This window comes from Herbaspirillum rubrisubalbicans (assembly GCF_003719195.1).
Taxonomy (GTDB): Bacteria; Pseudomonadota; Gammaproteobacteria; order Burkholderiales; family Burkholderiaceae_D; genus Herbaspirillum; species Herbaspirillum rubrisubalbicans.
Genome location: NZ_CP024996.1, coordinates 2368932 through 2385274 on the forward strand (window position 1 = coordinate 2368932; position 16343 = coordinate 2385274).

At 62.1% G+C, this 16343-nt stretch carries 17 protein-coding genes and 1 tRNA gene; 8 read left to right on the forward strand and 10 right to left on the reverse strand.

From position 1 onward, the window contains the following. Positions 1 to 59: 59 nt before the first annotated feature. The 3 genes from RC54_RS10740 to RC54_RS10750 all read right to left on the reverse strand — a co-directional run bounded on the left by RC54_RS10740 (position 60) and on the right by RC54_RS10750 (position 2358). A tRNA-Ser gene (locus RC54_RS10740) sits at positions 60 to 153 on the reverse strand. A gap of 144 nt (positions 154 to 297) precedes the next feature. Then, positions 298 to 1551, reverse strand: coding sequence for an aspartate kinase (locus RC54_RS10745; protein WP_061790406.1), 1254 nt, complete (start codon positions 1549 to 1551; stop codon positions 298 to 300). A gap of 528 nt (positions 1552 to 2079) precedes the next feature. Beyond that, positions 2080 to 2358: a DUF4148 domain-containing protein gene (locus RC54_RS10750; protein ID WP_061790407.1), complete on the reverse strand. Its 279-nt coding sequence runs from the start codon at positions 2356 to 2358 to the stop codon at positions 2080 to 2082. A 250-nt stretch (positions 2359 to 2608) separates the two neighbouring features. On the opposite strand from RC54_RS10750, the gene RC54_RS10755 reads away from it, so the two are divergent. Beyond that, the gene (locus tag RC54_RS10755) at positions 2609 to 3520 is read left to right on the forward strand and encodes a LysR family transcriptional regulator (protein WP_061790408.1); all 912 of its coding nucleotides are present in this window, start codon (positions 2609 to 2611) and stop codon (positions 3518 to 3520) included. A gap of 20 nt (positions 3521 to 3540) precedes the next feature. Here the strand turns inward: RC54_RS10755 and RC54_RS10760 are convergent, their stop codons facing one another. After that, positions 3541 to 3969 (reverse strand): thioredoxin family protein, encoded by a 429-nt coding sequence (locus tag RC54_RS10760; RefSeq protein ID WP_017451028.1) that lies wholly within the window; start codon positions 3967 to 3969, stop codon positions 3541 to 3543. A gap of 111 nt (positions 3970 to 4080) precedes the next feature. On the opposite strand from RC54_RS10760, the gene tsaB reads away from it, so the two are divergent. The 4 genes from tsaB to RC54_RS10780 are packed head-to-tail and all read left to right on the forward strand — an operon-like array spanning position 4081 to position 7332. Continuing rightward, the gene (gene tsaB / locus RC54_RS10765; RefSeq protein WP_061790409.1) at positions 4081 to 4800 is read left to right on the forward strand and encodes a tRNA (adenosine(37)-N6)-threonylcarbamoyltransferase complex dimerization subunit type 1 TsaB; all 720 of its coding nucleotides are present in this window, start codon (positions 4081 to 4083) and stop codon (positions 4798 to 4800) included. Continuing rightward, positions 4797 to 5291 (forward strand): ribosomal protein S18-alanine N-acetyltransferase, encoded by a 495-nt coding sequence (gene rimI, locus RC54_RS10770; protein WP_058895271.1) that lies wholly within the window; start codon positions 4797 to 4799, stop codon positions 5289 to 5291. The genes tsaB and rimI overlap by 4 nt, the downstream gene beginning before the upstream one ends. Beyond that, positions 5288 to 6292, forward strand: a complete 1005-nt coding sequence (locus RC54_RS10775) for a uracil-DNA glycosylase (protein ID WP_058895272.1) — start codon at positions 5288 to 5290, stop codon at positions 6290 to 6292. Before rimI ends, RC54_RS10775 begins: the two co-directional genes overlap by 4 nt. A gap of 11 nt (positions 6293 to 6303) precedes the next feature. After that, on the forward strand, positions 6304 to 7332 hold the full coding sequence (locus tag RC54_RS10780; protein WP_061790410.1) for a DUF1853 family protein: 1029 nt from the start codon (positions 6304 to 6306) through the stop codon (positions 7330 to 7332). A 25-nt stretch (positions 7333 to 7357) separates the two neighbouring features. On the opposite strand, the gene lplT is transcribed toward RC54_RS10780, so the two are convergent. Beyond that, positions 7358 to 8629: a lysophospholipid transporter LplT gene (gene lplT, locus RC54_RS10785; RefSeq protein ID WP_061790411.1), complete on the reverse strand. Its 1272-nt coding sequence runs from the start codon at positions 8627 to 8629 to the stop codon at positions 7358 to 7360. A 241-nt stretch (positions 8630 to 8870) separates the two neighbouring features. Between lplT and alr the strand changes: the two genes are divergently transcribed. Together alr and radA are read left to right on the forward strand one after the other, a co-directional pair. Then, entirely contained in the window at positions 8871 to 9950 is a 1080-nt protein-coding gene (gene alr / locus RC54_RS10790) for an alanine racemase (RefSeq protein WP_058895275.1), read from the forward strand. Positions 9951 to 10025: 75 nt separating this feature from the next. After that, entirely contained in the window at positions 10026 to 11411 is a 1386-nt protein-coding gene (gene radA, locus RC54_RS10795; RefSeq protein ID WP_061790419.1) for a DNA repair protein RadA, read from the forward strand. A 6-nt stretch (positions 11412 to 11417) separates the two neighbouring features. On the opposite strand, the gene RC54_RS10800 is transcribed toward radA, so the two are convergent. From RC54_RS10800 to ompR, 3 genes are read right to left on the reverse strand one after another with little or no spacing between them, the layout of a single operon-like run. Then, complete coding sequence (locus RC54_RS10800) at positions 11418 to 11987, reverse strand: flagellar protein FlhE (protein ID WP_174526144.1); 570 nt, start codon at positions 11985 to 11987, stop codon at positions 11418 to 11420. Then, positions 11980 to 13341 carry a sensor histidine kinase gene (locus RC54_RS10805; RefSeq protein WP_171427012.1) on the reverse strand — a complete coding sequence of 454 codons (1362 nt, stop codon included), beginning with the start codon at positions 13339 to 13341 and terminating at the stop codon, positions 11980 to 11982. The genes RC54_RS10800 and RC54_RS10805 overlap by 8 nt, the downstream gene beginning before the upstream one ends. Before the next feature lie 37 nt (positions 13342 to 13378). Then, a complete protein-coding gene (gene ompR, locus RC54_RS10810; RefSeq protein WP_017451038.1) occupies positions 13379 to 14140 on the reverse strand; it encodes an osmolarity response regulator transcription factor OmpR in 762 nt (253 codons plus the stop codon). A gap of 188 nt (positions 14141 to 14328) precedes the next feature. On the opposite strand from ompR, the gene RC54_RS10815 reads away from it, so the two are divergent. After that, positions 14329 to 14610, forward strand: a complete 282-nt coding sequence (locus RC54_RS10815) for a hypothetical protein (protein WP_017451039.1) — start codon at positions 14329 to 14331, stop codon at positions 14608 to 14610. A 109-nt stretch (positions 14611 to 14719) separates the two neighbouring features. Here the strand turns inward: RC54_RS10815 and RC54_RS10820 are convergent, their stop codons facing one another. Together RC54_RS10820 and RC54_RS10825 are read right to left on the reverse strand one after the other, a co-directional pair. Beyond that, entirely contained in the window at positions 14720 to 15379 is a 660-nt protein-coding gene (locus RC54_RS10820) for an amino acid ABC transporter permease (RefSeq protein WP_174526145.1), read from the reverse strand. Positions 15380 to 15474: 95 nt separating this feature from the next. Continuing rightward, positions 15475 to 16278 carry a cystine ABC transporter substrate-binding protein gene (locus RC54_RS10825; protein ID WP_017451041.1) on the reverse strand — a complete coding sequence of 268 codons (804 nt, stop codon included), beginning with the start codon at positions 16276 to 16278 and terminating at the stop codon, positions 15475 to 15477. Positions 16279 to 16343 lie beyond the last annotated feature (65 nt).

Below are 16343 nucleotides of genomic sequence, written 5' to 3' on the forward strand. Positions count from 1 at the left end.
TCTAACCCAGGGGCAGAGCGGCTTTTGCGAACAACTACGAACTTCTTAAAACATTCTGTTGGCGGAGACGGAGGGATTCGAACCCTCGATACAGGTTTAAGCCCGTATGCTTCCTTAGCAGGGAAGTGCCTTCGACCACTCGGCCACGTCTCCACACTGCAGGCTGTTATCGCATTGCTGCGTTGCCTCAGCGAAGACCGAGATAATATCTTCTCATTTGCATCCGGTCAACAGTCGTCTGGCAAATAATTACTGTTTTTTCACCGGTGCCGTCTTCGCTGCGGCGGGTCGTGCAGATTACTTGGCGCTGTCCAGATCAAAGGCCTTGTGCAGGGCGCGCACGGCCAGTTCCATGTACTTTTCGTCGATCAGGACCGAGATCTTGATTTCCGAGGTGGAGATCATCTGGATGTTCACGCCTTCTTCGGACAGGGTGCGGAACATCTGCGAAGCGATGCCCACGTGGCTGCGCATACCCACGCCTACCACCGAGACCTTGGAGACCTTGGTGTCGCCATTGATGGCGGCTGCACCGATATGCGCCTTGACGCTGGCGTTCAACACTTCCACGGCCTTGGCGTATTCACCGCGCGGCACCGTGAAGGTGAAGTCGGTCTTGCCTTCCACCGACTGGTTCTGGATGATCATGTCCACTTCGATGTTGGCATCGGCCACCGGGCCCAGGATCTGGTAGGCGATGCCCGGACGGTCGGGCACGCCCAGCACGGTGATCTTGGCTTCGTCGCGGCTGAAGGCGATGCCGGTGATGGTTGCTTGTTCCATGTTCTTGTCTTCCTCAAACGAAATCAGGGTGCCGGAGGCGGCTTCTTCGGCCAGCGGCGTGAGCGGGTCGGTCAGCGACGACAGCACGCGGGTCGGCATCTTGTAGTTGCCGGCGAATTCCACCGAGCGGATCTGCAAGACCTTGGAGCCCAGGGAGGCCATTTCCAGCATCTCTTCGAAGGTCACGGTCTTGAGGCGACGGGCGTCGCTGACCACGCGCGGGTCGGTAGTGTAGACACCGTCGACGTCGGTGTAGATCAGGCATTCGGCAGCCTTCATGGCTGCGGCCACGGCCACGGCCGAGGTGTCCGAGCCGCCACGGCCCAGGGTGGTGATGTTGCCGTCGGCGTCCACGCCCTGGAAGCCGGTGATGATGACGACCTTGCCGGCATTGAGATCCTTGCGAACCTTGGCGTCATCGATGGAGCGGATGCGGGCCTTGGTGAAGGCCGAGTCGGTCTTGATGGGAACCTGCCAGCCGGCGTAGGAGACGGCTTGCTTGCCCAGCGCCTGCAAGGCAATAGCCAGCAGCGCCACCGACACCTGCTCGCCGGTAGAGGCCAGCATGTCCAGTTCGCGGCCGTCGGGCTGGGCCATGATTTCCTTGGCCATGCCCAAGAGGCGGTTGGTTTCACCAGACATCGCCGAGGGCACGACAACGATCTGATGGCCGGCGTCGTGCCATTTGGCAACGCGCTTTGCGACATTCTGGATGCGCTCGATCGAGCCCATCGAGGTGCCGCCGTATTTGTGAACGTATAAAGCCATAGGGGATAAAAAAAGGTGGCCCGACTTTGACAAGAAACCCTTAGCTAGGCCGGAAGGAACAAACCCTTGACTTTACATGCGCAGCGCCAAAATCTCAAGGGAAAGCTTGATGTGGCTTGCTTCTGCCGGGATTCTTCCCGGATTCACCGAAAAATCGCCTTACCCGCCATTGACCGTCGGAAATGAGCATCCTGGGGCCCGTGCGTGCATGATTTGGCAGGCTTGTGGCGCTGGAATGCGAAGTCCATGCGGCAAAAAATGGGAGCCATGAAGGAAAGTGCAGGGAGTGAGGAGGGAAGCTGAAGGCTGGGGCACCAACTGTCATGCGCCCGTTGATGAGTGGCGGCATGGCAGGTGGTGCTGCGGTACGGTGAAACAACGGTACTGCTTGGAACTACGGTGCGGCGGTTCAGACGCGTGCGGTCAGCATACGTTCGCGTTCATTCATGTACAACGCGGGGGATGCGCCGAGGCGGAACACTGCCTGTGCGACATCGGTCAATGCATCAACCGACAGGATGGGACAGATCAGGCGCCGTTGTACAGGCTTTGTGCTGCGCGATTGGCTTGCTGCAGTTGGTTCTGGACATCCTGGCGGCTCAACTTGGAGGGGGCCTGGCGCACCAGCGGGTACTCATTGCGCAGGGCGATCTCGTGGTTGGCTTGGGCGCGTTGCAGTTCTGCCTTGACGTCAGCACGGGTCTGGGTCGAGTGGAACGGGGTTTCCGGCGGATACGGGGCTTCGGCCATGGCGGCGCCAGCAGCGGCTAGCAGGGAGGCGGCAACGACGATATTCTTGATGTTCATGATGAATCCTCTTTGAGTCAGTGGTGGATCGGGCTTCCCCGGATGCCGGCGAGTAAGGCTTGAAAAGCGGACTGCAAAGCACTCTCCTGGTGGGAAAGTTCACTCGTGGGCGATCTGGCGAAGTCGGTCGGCAGGGTTATGTTGCGTGGCGCCAACCGATGGAAGAAGTGTAAATATTGCGAAGTCAAAGAGAAATGGGTCTAATCGGAATTGACTATTTCTCTTTATGGAACAATCAGGGGCTTGAAAAATGGATCGCTTGCAATCAATGCGGGTGTTTGCCAAGGTGGTGGAGCAGGGCAGTTTCGTGCGGGCAGCCGAGTTGCTGGACATTTCCAATGCCGTGGCGACCCGTTTCATCGCCGATCTGGAGGCGCACCTGGGTACGCGGCTGCTCAATCGCTCCACCCGGCGTCTGTCGCTGACCGAGGCCGGGCAGGCTTACCTGGAGCGGGTGCGCATGATCCTGGCCGAGGTCGATGACGCCGAAGCCCTGGTGTCACTGGAGACCAAGCGGCCGGCCGGTACCTTGGCCATCTATTCCAATGCCGGTTTCGGCCAGTCGCAACTGGGCGAGATGCTGGCCGCGTATGCCGAGACCTATCCCGAGGTGGCGCTGGATATCAACTTGTCTGATCGTTCCATTGATCTGGTGGAAGAGGGCATCGACATCGGCTTTTTCAGCAGTATGCAAAAGTTCGATGCCAGCATGATCGTGCGTCAGTTGGGCGTGGCCCGGGTGATCCTGTGCGCCTCGCCCGCCTATCTGGCGCGTCATGGTGCGCCGGAGCAGCCAGAAGACCTGTCGCGCCATAGTTGCCTGAACTTCTCCCATGAATATCTGCGCCATCACTGGCACGTCAATACTGAGGCGGGGGTGATGGACGTGCCCATCGTCAGCAAGGTGGTTTCCAATAGCGGCGTGTTGCTGCGCGACCTGGCGCTGGCCGGCATGGGCATCGTGCTGCGGCCTTCCTATTCGCTGGGCGATGACCTGCGCTGCGGTAAGCTGGTGCAGGTGCTGCCGGACTTCGATATGGGCCAGGTGGTCATTTCCATGGTCTATCCGAGCCGGCGACTGTTGTCGGCCAAGGTGCGCAGCTTCGCCGATTTCGTCAGCGCCCGTTTTCCGCATCCGGAGACCGACCCCTGGCTGACCTGAGGCTGGTGTGCCGAGGTTGCTCAGCCGATCACATCGGCCAGCTTGTCCAGCAGGCTGCAGTCCTGCTGCCAACTGCGGCGCTCGGCAGAGCTGCTGGCTTCGCTTTGCAGTTCGGCGTCGCTCTTGTCGACTTGCGCCAGCAGGATGCGTTCGGCCAGGCGGGTATCGGGTTCCATGGGGCCGAAGAAGGCGACGGTGGCGCCGCGTTCGATGAGCAGGGTGGGGAAATTGTCGATGTCGAGATCACCGACCAGGTCGGCCTGGTCTTCGATATCGATCCAGGCGAAATGATGTTGCGGGTAGCGCGCCGCCCAGGCCTGGAAGGCGGCTTCATATTCGCGGCAGCTGCCGCACCAGTTCGCGCACAGGCAAGCCACGACCCAGGTGTCGTTGCGTAGCGCCTCGGCGAGTTGGCGGCGGTTGGTCTGGTCTAGTTTCTGGTAGGACATGGCGCGCTTATTTTACTCGCATCACGCGTCCTGGTTTTGCGCTGCCGCACAAAGACTCATGATTGCTGTCAACGAACCGAACAATTGTGCCTGGCACGGTAAAATAGCGGGATGTCCACGATTCTTGCTATTGAAACCTCCACCGAGCTGGCCTCGGCGGCCTTGCTCTACCGGGGCGAACTGATTGCGTGCCAGTCTGCGGGTGCGCAGACTCACTCCGATGCGATTCTTCCCATGATCCAGCACTTGCTGGCCGATGCCGGCCTGGCGCTGTCGCAATGCGACGCCCTGGCCTTTGGCGTGGGCCCCGGCTCCTTTACCGGCGTGCGCACCGCCTGCGGCGTGGTACAGGGGCTGGCCTTCGGCTGCGACCGGCCGGTGGTGCCGGTGGTGACGCTGGAAGCTGCTGCCCAGGCCTGTCATGCCGAGGATGCAAATGCGGTTGAGGTACTGGCCATCCTCGATGCACGTATGGGGGAAGTCTATTGGGCGCGTTATCGCTCCCGCCTCGACGGTGGCTGGGAGGTGCTGGCCGAACCGGCCTTGTCGCCGGCCGCCCAGGTGACCATCGACGGCCGGCCCTATGCCTGTGGCAATGGCCTGGCGGTCTATGGGGAGCATTTCACTGAGTCTTTCTGTGGCAGCCGGTTTGCCGCCGTCTACCCCCAGGCCATGCCCCATGCGCGCCATGTGGCCACGCTGGGCCAGATGCATTTTGCGCGCGGCCTGGCCTTGCCGGCAGAAGAGGCGCAGCCGCTCTACCTGCGCAACAAGGTGGCCCTGACCACGGCCGAGCGCGAAGAGCGCGATGCTGCCAAGGGCACCGCATGAGTGCAGTGGAGTTGCCGCCGACGGTATCGCATCCTCGCTATGGCATCTTGCAGTTCGGGGTCATGAGCGCAGCTGACCTGGATGCGGTGGTGCAGATCGAGGATGCGGTCTATTCACATCCCTGGACCCGGGGCAATTTCCAGGATTCGCTCTACAGCGGCTACCAGGCGCAGACCCTGCGCGACGCCCGGGGTCAGTTGCTGGGTTATTTCCTGGTGATGCTGGCCGTCGATGAAGCGCACCTGCTCAATATCAGCGTGGCGGCGGCCCATCAGCACCAGGGGCTGGGACGCCTGCTGCTGGACCGGGCCACGGCAGTGGCGCGCCAGCACCAGATGCGCATGATGCTGTTGGAAGTACGCGAATCGAACTTACATGCTGCCAAGGTCTATCGCCACTATGGCTTTACCGAAATCGGCCGGCGCAAGAATTACTATCCCGCCGCCAACCAGACCCGTGAAGGGGCTATCGTCATGAGCCTGCCCTTATGAGTGAAGAATTGAAACAGGACCCCGGCTTCGGCTCCTCGCTGGCCCTGCTGGATGCACTGGGCATCGGCCCGGTATGGGTGCGGCGCGAACTGGCCGTGGAAGAAGCCCAGGCGCTGGCACCACAGGCGTCGCCGCCAGCCGCGCCAGCGCCTGACGTTGAAGTAGTGCAGGCCAAGGTCGTTGATCCGGTTGCTCTTGCCGAGGATGTGCCGGTTAAGCCTGCGGTGAACGCCCAGCCTGCCGCCAAGCCATCTGCTGTACCCGCACGTCCTCGCGCCCCGATCGACGAAGCGCACGCAGGTGGTCCTCCTTCGTGGCTGGATGAAATGGACTTCGCCGCGTCGATGGAGCCCATGCTCATTCCCGATGGCGAGGATGACGAAGACGCGCCGGCCATCGATCCGCTGATCGCCAGGATCAAGACCATGGACTGGCCGCAGTTGAAGCAGCAGGTCGCCGACTGCCGTCGTTGCGGCCTGTGTCAGGGGCGCAAGAATACCGTGTTTGGCGTAGGCGATGAAAAGGCCAAATGGCTCTTCATTGGCGAAGGCCCGGGCCGCAACGAGGATCAGCAGGGCGAGCCCTTCGTCGGCCCGGCCGGCAAGCTGCTGGACAACATGCTGCTGTCCATGGGCGTCAAGCGTGGCGAGAACGCCTACATCGCCAACATCGTCAAATGCCGCCCCACCGACGACAATGGTCGCGACCGTCCTCCTTCGCCGCAGGAAGTGGCGTCCTGCCTGCCTTACCTGCAGCGCCAGATCGAGCTGATCCAGCCGACCGTGCTGGTGGCACTGGGCAAGACGGCCGCCATTTCCCTGCTGGGGATGGATCCGACCACGCCGGTCTCGCGCCTGCGCGGCACCGTGCATCGCTACCAGGAATTGCCGCTGGTGGTGACCTACCATCCGGCCTACCTGCTGCGCACACTCAATGACAAGAGCAAGGCCTGGGCCGACCTGTGCCTGGCCATGAGCACCTACCAGGCGCAGGCGCGCTAAGGCCATAGGCGATGCTGGGTCCGGGCTTTCATGCGCATCAGATGCGCTTTCACCAGCGCTGGCCCGAACTGCGCGACCCGCATGTGCGCGCCCTGGCCTGGCTGCTGTATGCGCCGGACCTGCTGGCGCCGGAGGCGGCCTGCTGGGAAGGCCGCATCGCCAGCCTGGGGGTGCTCTCGCCGGAAGTCGCAGGCTGGCTGCATGACCTGCAATACGATCCTGCGCTGAACGCGGCGCTGCACGCCCACATGGCGCAGCAGCCCTCGGCTCGGCTGGGGCGGTATGCCGAAAAACTGCTCGGCTTCTACCTGCGCCAGCAAGATTGCCTGGTGGCCGCCAACCTGCAGGTGCACAACCAAGGCCCTAAACGCGAGACGCTGGGCGAATTCGATTTTTTGGTGCGCTCGCCCGAGGCCGAGAGTGATGGTGGCGTGGTGCATTGGGAATTTGCCACCAAGTTCTATCTCCTGCAGGGGCGCGACAGTGCTGCTCGGCAGGCCGCAGACGCCTTCGTCGGTCCTAACCTGGCTGATTCGCTGGGGCGCAAGATGCGCAAGATCATGCAGCATCAGTTGATGCTCTCCTCCCATCCGGCCGCGCAGGCGGTCTTGCCGGCACCGGTGGTGGCGGCGCGAGCGCTGGTCAAGGGCTGGTTGTTTTATCGCCAGGGGGAGGCCCTGGTCTTGCCCCCGGCGATGGGCATCGCCGCAGATCATTGCCGCGGCTTCTGGTGCGATGCGTCGGGTTTGCAGGCGCTGGACGACGGCAGCGATGACAAGATGCGTTATGCCTTGTTGCCGCGCCTGTCCTGGCTCGCACCGGCCAGGCTGCCGCCAGAGCAGGGGATGTCGCTGACGCAGTTGCTGTTGCGGCTCGAAGAGATGTTCCGCGCTGACGATAATCCGGTGATGGTGGCGCAATGCCGCCTGGAGCAAGGGGCGCAGCCGGAGTTGCTGGAAACGGCACGCGCTTTCATCGTGCCGCCGCAGTGGGAAGCGCGTGCCGCCGATACCGTGCGGCACGCCATCTTGCAGGTCTGAACAGGCCCAGGCCTTTGCTGGCGTGTCAGTGGTGCGGGTGTTTGTCTTCGCCGATCAGCGCCAGAGAGTCGTGCTCGCGCTGGTTGGCGGCATGGCGGCGCATGATGAGATACATGATGCCGGCCACGAAGGAGCCGAAGATGATGATGACGGTATTCACATCCAGGTTCATGCGCACCATGAAGGCATACAGCACCAGCATGGTCAGTACCGAGAGGTTCTCGTTGAAGTTCTGCACGGCAATCGAGTGGCCCGCGCTCATGAGCACGTGACCGCGGTGTTGCAGCAGGGCGTTCATTGGTACCACGAAGTAACCCGACAGTGCACCCACGATCACCAGCAGCGGGTAGGCCACCCACACCGAGGTGGTGGTGGTCATCAGCATCACCACGATGCCCATGATGATGCCCAGAGGCATGACGGTCAGTGACTTTTTCAGTGGCACGAAACGGGCCGCGGCTACCGCACCCAGCGCCACCCCCACGGCGACAATACCCTGCAGGATGGCAGCCTTGTCCAGCGGCATGTGCAGCGACTTTTCGGCCCATTTCAACACGATGAACTGCAGCGTCGCTCCGGCGCCCCAGAAGAGCGTAGTCACGGCCAGCGAGATCTGGCCCAGCTTGTCCTTCCACAGGGTGGTGAAGCAATTGGCAAAATCGACGATGAGGCGCACGGGATTGCGTTCCTGGTGCTCGTAGCGGGCACCGGTATCAGGAATGTAGAAATTGAACAGTGCGGCGATGATGTAGATGCAGGAGATGATGCACAGGGCGGCTTCGGTAGGGGTGTCGATGGGCAGGTCGATCATGGGGAAATCGAAGCTGAGGATCACCGCCGAAATCTTGGGGTTCACCAGCGCCCCTCCGAGCACCGTACCCATGATGATGGAGCCCACCGTGAGCCCTTCGATCCAGCCATTGGCTGCGACCAGTTTTTCCGGTGGCAGCAGTTCGGTGAGGATGCCGTACTTGGCCGGTGAGTAGGCTGCCGCGCCAAAGCCCACCACGGCATAGGCCAGCAGCGGATGCACGGTAAAGAACATGAGGGAACAGCCGGCGATCTTGATCATGTTGGTAACCAACATGACCTTGCCTTTGGGGAAGGCGTCGGCGAAGGCGCCCACGAAGGCGGCCAGCAGCACATAGGAAAGCACGAAGAACAACTTCAGCAGCGGGGTCATCCACGCTGGCGAGTGCATTTCGGCAAGTAGGGCGATGGCGGCGATCAGCAGCGCGTTATCGGCGAGCGACGAAAAGAACTGCGCCGCCATGATGGTATAGAAACCGCGATTCATCCCTGTCCAAGATGTATAACAAATGATGTCCGGGTAGCTTTATACCATGAAACCATGTGCACTCCGTCATAAGTCAAACCAGAAAGATGTTCGTCCGGTAAAATGTCCGCTTGTTCCTCGCTGGGCAAAAACGCCCGGGCCAAGCGCTTCAGGCAGGCCCACGGCGGCATTGCCAGCTGGTTAGCCATCTTCTCTTCTGTCAGTCGTCTGCCTCCTTACCTGCCATCCCCCACTGGATATCATGCCAAGACCGATCCTCGCTTCCATCAGCATTTCCGCGCTTCAACATAATCTCGCCGTGGCCCGTGCCCACGCCCCCCAGGCTCGTGTCTGGGGCGTGCTCAAGGCCAATGGCTACGGTCACGGGCTGGAACGCGCCATGCGCGGCTTCGCTGCCGCCGATGGTCTGGCGCTGGTGGAGCCGGACTATGCAGTGCGCCTGCGCGAACTGGGCTGGACCAAGCCCATCCTGCTGCTGGAAGGATTCTTCGATGCCGACGATCTGCCGGTGCTGGCCCAGCATGACATCCAGTTCGCTGTGCATTGCGACCAACAGATCGCGCTGCTGGAACAATTCGTCACCGATAGCGCCCTGCATGTGCACTTGAAGATGAACAGCGGCATGAACCGCCTGGGCTTCAAGCCCGAGGCTTTCCGCGCTGCCTACGAGCGCGTGCAGAAGATTGCCAGCGTGCGCAGCATCACCATGATGACCCACTTCGCCAATGCCGACGATGCCGGCAACCCGGCGCTGCCGCTGGCCGAGCAGGTGCGCCGCTTCCAGGCCGGCACCGAAGGCCTGGCCGGTCCGCGCAGCCTCTGCAATTCCGCCGCCGACCTGATGCATGGGGAACTGGCCAACGACTGGATCCGTCCGGGCATCATGCTCTATGGCGGCACCCCCGGTGGCGGCAGCGCGGCCGACTTCGGCCTGCGCGCAGCCATGATCCTGGAAAGCAAGATCATCGGCGTGCAGGAAGTCCCGGCCGGTGAAGCTATCGGTTATGGCAGCCGCTTCGTGGCCGACAAGCCCATGCGGGTCGGCGTGGTGGCCTGCGGCTATGCCGACGGTTATCCGCGTCATGCGCCCAGCGGCACACCGGTGCTGGTCGATGGCGTCAAGACCGCCACCGTGGGCCGGGTGTCGATGGACATGCTGTGCGTGGACTTGAGCGACGTGCCGGGTGCGACCGTGGGCAGCCACGTCGAGTTGTGGGGCAATCGGTTGCCCATCGATGAGGTCGCCTTTGCCGCGGGTACCATCGGATATGAACTGATGTGCGCATTGGCCCCGCGGGTGGCGGTGCGTGAAGTGGAGTAATTGAAATAGATGAACTTTCTGGCAGATTTGCCAGGAAGTGACAGCAAACAGGAAAGCAAGGGCAGCAAGGCGACGATGGCCAAGGTCAAGACCAATTACACCTGCACCGAGTGCGGCGGGATCAGCAACAAATGGGCCGGCCAGTGTCCGGCCTGCGGGCAGTGGAACACCCTGGTCGAGACCCTGGTGGAAGCCAGCGGCGGCAACCGTTATTCCTCGGGCCCGCAAAGCCTGGCGCAGACGGCTCCGGTGCTGAGCCTGGCCGATATCGAGGCCATCGACGTGCCGCGCTTTGGCACCGGCATCGAGGAATTCGACCGCGTGCTAGGCGGCGGCCTGGTACCGGGTGGCGTGGCCCTGATCGGCGGTGACCCCGGCATCGGCAAATCGACCCTTCTGCTGCAGGCGCTGGCCAATATCTCCAAGCTCAAGAAAGTCCTCTATGTGAGCGGCGAAGAGTCCGGCTCTCAGATCGCCCTGCGCGCCAAGCGGCTGGCGGTGGATGCGCGCGAGCTGCAATTGCAGGCCGAGATCCAGCTGGAAAAGATCCTGGCTACTCTGGCCGAGCACAAGCCCGAAGTGGCGGTGATCGACTCCATCCAGACCCTGTATTCGGATGCGTTGACCTCGGCTCCCGGCTCGGTGGCGCAGGTGCGCGAATGCGCGGCGCAATTGACGCGGGTCGCCAAGACTTCCGGCATCACCATCATCATGGTCGGCCATGTGACCAAGGAAGGCGCGCTGGCCGGCCCGCGCGTGCTGGAGCACATCGTCGATACGGTGCTTTACTTCGAGGGCGATACCCATTCCAGCTTCCGCTTGGTGCGCGCCTTCAAGAACCGCTTTGGCGCGGTCAACGAACTGGGCGTGTTCGCCATGACCGAGAAGGGCTTGAAGGGGGTCTCCAATCCTTCGGCCCTGTTCCTGTCGCAGCATGAGAATCAGGTGCCAGGCTCCTGCGTCATGGTGACCCAGGAGGGCACGCGTCCGCTGCTGGTGGAAATCCAGGCGCTGGTGGACAGCTCGCACGTGCCCAATGCGCGCCGGCTATCGGTGGGGCTGGAGCAGAACCGGCTGGCGATGCTCCTGGCCGTGCTGCATCGACATGCCGGCGTGGCGGCTTTCGATCAGGATGTGTTCATCAATGCAGTCGGTGGCGTGAAGATTACCGAGCCGGCCGCCGACTTGGCGGTGCTGCTGGCCATCAATTCTTCGATGCGCAACAAGCCTTTGCCGCGCGGGCTGGTGGTGTTCGGGGAAGTTGGCCTGGCCGGCGAGATCCGTCCCGCCCCGCGTGGTCAGGAGCGCTTGCGCGAGGCAGCCAAGCTGGGCTTTTCCATCGCCGTGATCCCCAAGGCCAATGCGCCCAAGCAGCCCATCGAGGGCTTGAAGGTGATTGCCGTGGAGCGCATTGACGACGCCTTGCAGAAGGCGCGCGAGATCGACGATTACGCCGCCTGAAGAGCTTCAGCCGGGCGTGGCGAAGGTGACGATGACTTGGTTGACTTCGCCCTTGATGGGCGCCTCGCCGGTGCGCGCGGTGCCGCGCAGGCTGTAATGCAGCTGGAAGGGGCGGGTGGCGTCGCGGCCATTGAAGAAGTCGGTGCTGCCGGCGTTGGCGTCGCTCACATCCCAGCATAATCCCGCATCCTGCCAGCACAGCCGCGCCTCGAAACCGGCTGGCTTGCTGGCCAGCGTATAGCGCCAACTGACCTTGCTGATGGTGGCGCCCGGCGGCACCTGTCCCACTACCTTGAACTGCGTGACATAGTCGGCATTGCGGGCGCGGATGTCCGGCCCCGGTTCGTCGGAGGCATAGGCACCGGCCGGGCCATTCCCATGCACCTGCGGCACCAGCGGGGAAGGGCCGGAGGGAACGACCGGGGAGACGATCACGATGGGGCGCTGAGCGCCGTTACCCCCCACGGGCGGGATGCTCAGGTTGCGGTCGGCATAGGTCTGCGCCAGGGCCAGACCGGGCAGGAGGGCGCAGGCCAGCACGGGCCAGACTCTCCATTGGCTGGTGCGCTCAGGCATGACGGCGATGTCCCTTCAACGGCAGCGAAATCTGCACCAGCAGGCCGCCATAGTGTTCTTCATGTCCCTTCAAGACCAGCTTGCCATTGTGCTTGAGCACGATGCGGTTGACGATGGCCAGGCCCAGCCCGGAGCCATTGGCCTGGCCGCGTGCGGTATCGAGACGGGTGAAGGGACGCAGCAGGCGTTCGCATTCGTTCTCCGGCACCCCCGAGCCATGGTCGAACACTTCCACCACCACTTGCTGGCCCTCGATGCGGCTGCGGATGTGGATTTCGGCGCAGTCGCTGTCGGCGGTCTTGCCGTAGCGGCGGGCATTCTCGACCAGGTTGCTGAACACCCGTGCCAGTTCGGTGCCGTTGCCGGCAACCTCGGTGGCCGGGGTGATCTGGGTCGTGATCTTCACGTCGGCCAGGCGGCTGGACTTGGCCGCTACATCTTCCAGCAGGCCAGCCAGGTCGATGGTTTCCAGGTTGTTGGTATCGAAGGGTTTCGCGTAGTCCAGGAACTGGCCGATGATGCTGTCCATCTGCGCCAGGTCCGAGTGCATCCCGTCACGCGATTCATCGGACAGGTTGGCCATCTCCACTTCCAGTTGCATCCGCGCCAGGGGCGTGCGCAGGTCGTGCGAGATGCCGGCCAGGATCAGGGCGCGGTCCGATTCGATACGGTTGAGGTCGGCCACCATCTGGTTGAAGCTGCGGTTGGCTTCTTCGATCTCGGTGGGCCCGGATTCAGGTAGCGGTTCCGGCTGGCGACCCTTGGCGATGGCACGCGCGGCGGCCGTCAACCGGGCTAGTGGCTGGTTGATGAGGGTGGAGATGAAGACTGCACCGATCAACGACAGGAATAGCGCAATCGAGCCCCAACCCAGCCATTGCAGGCTGGAAGTGCGATCCAGGCGACCGCGGTCGAGCATGAGCCAATACTGGTCATCATCGATGTTGAAGCTGATCCAGAAACCCTCCACCTCGTTGACGCTGGAGGCAAAGATGGTGTTCTCATCCAGTGACTGGCGCACGTAGTACTCCAGCTCGGGGACGATGGGCGAATCCTCGGGCGGGACGATGCGGTCGGTCTTTTCCAGCGGATAGATGCGGATGCCTTCGTTGCTGGCCAGGTCGAACAGCAGCTCACGCCGCATCTCGGGTGCGGAGTGGGTAAGGGCGGCGCGGGTGATGGTGACCACCGACACGATCTGTGCGGCCAGTTGCTCGGCGCGCGGGCCGCGTTCGACCATGCGGAAGCTGGCCACCCAGGCCACCATGCTGGCGGTGATCAGGAAGGTCAGGAGGAAGAACGTGCGCCAGAACAGGCCGTTGCTGAACCATCCTGATTGAGTACGGACTTTCATCGGCAAGCGGCCTGCAGGTCAGGGGTGAAGCGGGTGATCAGCGCGGTTTCCCTTCCGGGATGAAGACATAGCCCAGGCCCCATACGGTCTGGATGTACAGTGGATTGGCCGGGTCTGGTTCGATCAGCTTGCGCAGGCGCGAAATCTGCACGTCCAGGCTGCGGTCGAATACTTCATATTCGCGACCGCGCGCCATTTCCATGAGCTTCTCGCGCGACAGCGGTTGGCGGGCATTGCGTGCAAAAACCTTCAGTACCGAGAATTCCCCGGTCGTCAGCGAGATGGTTTCGCCATTCTTTTTCAGGGTGCGGGTACCCAGGTCCAGGATGAAATCACCGAATTCGAAGGTTTCCGGGGTTTCGGACGGCGCCCCCGGTAGTTCATCGGGGCCCTTGCGGCGCAGCACCGCATTGATGCGGGCTACCAGTTCGCGCGGGTTGAACGGCTTGGGCAGGTAGTCGTCGGCGCCCATTTCCAGGCCGATGATGCGGTCCACGTCCTCGCCCTTGGCGGTGAGCATGATGATCGGCGTCTGGTCGCCGGCGCCGCGCAGGCGGCGGCAGATGGCCAGACCATCTTCGCCGGGTAGCATCAGGTCCAGCACCAGCAGGTCGTAGCGCTCGCGGATCCAGAGCTTGTTCATGGCCTGGGCGTTTTCGGCCGTGACCACGTTGAAGCCTTGCTCGGTGAGGTAGCGACGCAGCAGGTCGCGCAGACGAATGTCGTCATCCACCACCAATACTTTGAATTGATTGGCGGAAGTTGTCGTATTAGTATTGTTGCCGTTGGTTGTATTCATGTTGCCTATGGTAGCGTCTTGGCGATTTTGAGCAAGTCGGGTCTATTGATCCATTACAAACTGTTACATCCCTTACCTTAATCATCTTATACCATCGCGGCCTGCGGCCTAAACTGGAATCACGTCGGGAAAGCAACGTCGTCGCTGCTTTCTCTCCTTGATTCTCTGTCCCCGGAAAAAATCGCATTATGAAGATTGCAGTCCTCAACAAGCTATGTCTGGCAGCGATGCTGGCGCTCGGTGTGGGAGCGGCCGCGTTGGCGGCCCCACCCCAGGGCGGCCGGCCGATGCCGGGGCAGCCGGGTGAGTTCAGGCAGCACGTAAGCGACTTCCATCCCGAAGAGCAGCGCAGCCAGATGGCCAGCGAACAGGACCAGCGCCGTAACGGCAAGCTCAGTGCCGATGAACGCCGCGAACTGCGTCGTCAGATCAACGAAGTGGGTCAGGATATCTACCGCGTCAAGCGTTGAGTTAGGTTGAGTGACCTGGTCGGGAAAGATTCCCACCTCACCCGATAAAAAGCCCGAGTGCATCGCATTCGGGCTTTTTGCATGGGGCAGTGGTAGCTCGCGCGCTCCGTCAAACCTGGTGCGCCTTACCCAGCTTCTTCTCCAGCCGGTGCTGCAAGGCCTCGAAACACAGGCTCAGGGCCCAGTAGATGGCGGCAGCGGCCACGTACAGCGGCAGCGGGCGGAAGGTCACCGCGATCACTTCCTTGGTCGCCAGCATCAGTTCGGTCACGGTGATGACCGAGACCAGCGAGGTGTCCTTGATGAGGCTGATCAAGGTATTGCTCATCGAGGGCACGGCGATGCGTACCGCCTGCGGCACGATGATGTAGCGCAAGGTCTGGAAGTAGGTCAGCCCGACGCTATAGGAAGCATTCCACTGCCCGCGGGTCACGCCCAGGATGGCGCCGCGCAGGCTTTCCGATAGGTAAGCCCCGGCGTTCAGGCTCAAGGTGAGCACGCCGGCCGTCAGCGGTGAAAACTCGATGCCCAACCCCGGCAAGCCGTAATAGACGACGAAGATCTGTACCAGCAGCGGCGTGCCGCGCATCATGCTGACGTAGACCGCGGCCGGCCAGTGGATGGGGCGCCAGGGAACGATGCGCGCCACGGCCAGCACGAAACCCAGCACCAAGCCGCCCACCATCGAGGCCAGCGCGAAGAGCAGGGTGTAGCCCACGCCCTTGGCCAGGGTGGGGGCGGCTTGCTGTAGCAGTTCCAGGATTTCCATAAGCATTCGATATAAAAAATTATCCCCGCCATGCGGGGATAAATCGGTCCGCCCGGACCATGCCGGGCAGCAGGGAGCGCTTGGTCTGGCGCGCCTTATTGTGCTTTCGGCGGCTGGCTCACGTCAATGCCGAACCACTTCTCGGAGGCGGCCTTGAAGCTGCCATCGGCCTTGATCTCGGCCAAGGCCTTGTTGAGCGCAGCCTTGAACTCGGGATTGCCCTTGCGGAAGGGAATGCCGATCTTGTCGACGGTGCCGATGGGGCTACCGGCCTTCAGCGGCAGGTTGGTCGACTTCAGGATATAGCCCACCAACAGGCTGTCGTTGAGCGCAGCATCGATACGGCCAGCGGCCAGGTCGGCCAGGTACTCGGGTGAACCAGGATAGGTGCGCACGTCGATGCCCGGCACGGCCTTGGCCTTCTGTTCGAAGTTGGTGCCCTGGCCCAGTCCGAGCTTCTTGCCCTTCAGGTCGTCCAGGCTCTTGAAGTCGCGCTTTTCATCCTTGCGCACGATCAACTGGGCGCTGGAGAGGGTGTAGGGATCGGAGAAATCGAAAGCCTTCTGACGTTCATCGGTGATGCCGACCTGGTTGATGATGACGTCATACTTGCCCGCACCCAGACCGGCCAGGATGCCGCTCCACTCGGTGGTGGTGAAGACCGGCTTGACGCCCAGCTTGGCTGCCAGCAGCTTGGCTACGTCCACTTCGAACCCGGTCAGTTCGCCCGTCTTGGCATCCTTGAAGTTGAACGGGGGATAGTTGCCTTCCAGTGCCACCTTCAAGGTACCGCTGCTCTTGACCGATTGCAGCAGGTCCGCTGCCGAGACGCTCAGGGAGGAAGCCAGCAGTGCCGCGCCAACCCCGGCCAGCAGCCATTGCTTGATGTTTTTGTTCATATCTCGATGTCCTTATAAAAACTTTCGCCACAAAAAGTGCGGCCAGGGCGCAATGATGCCTTCGT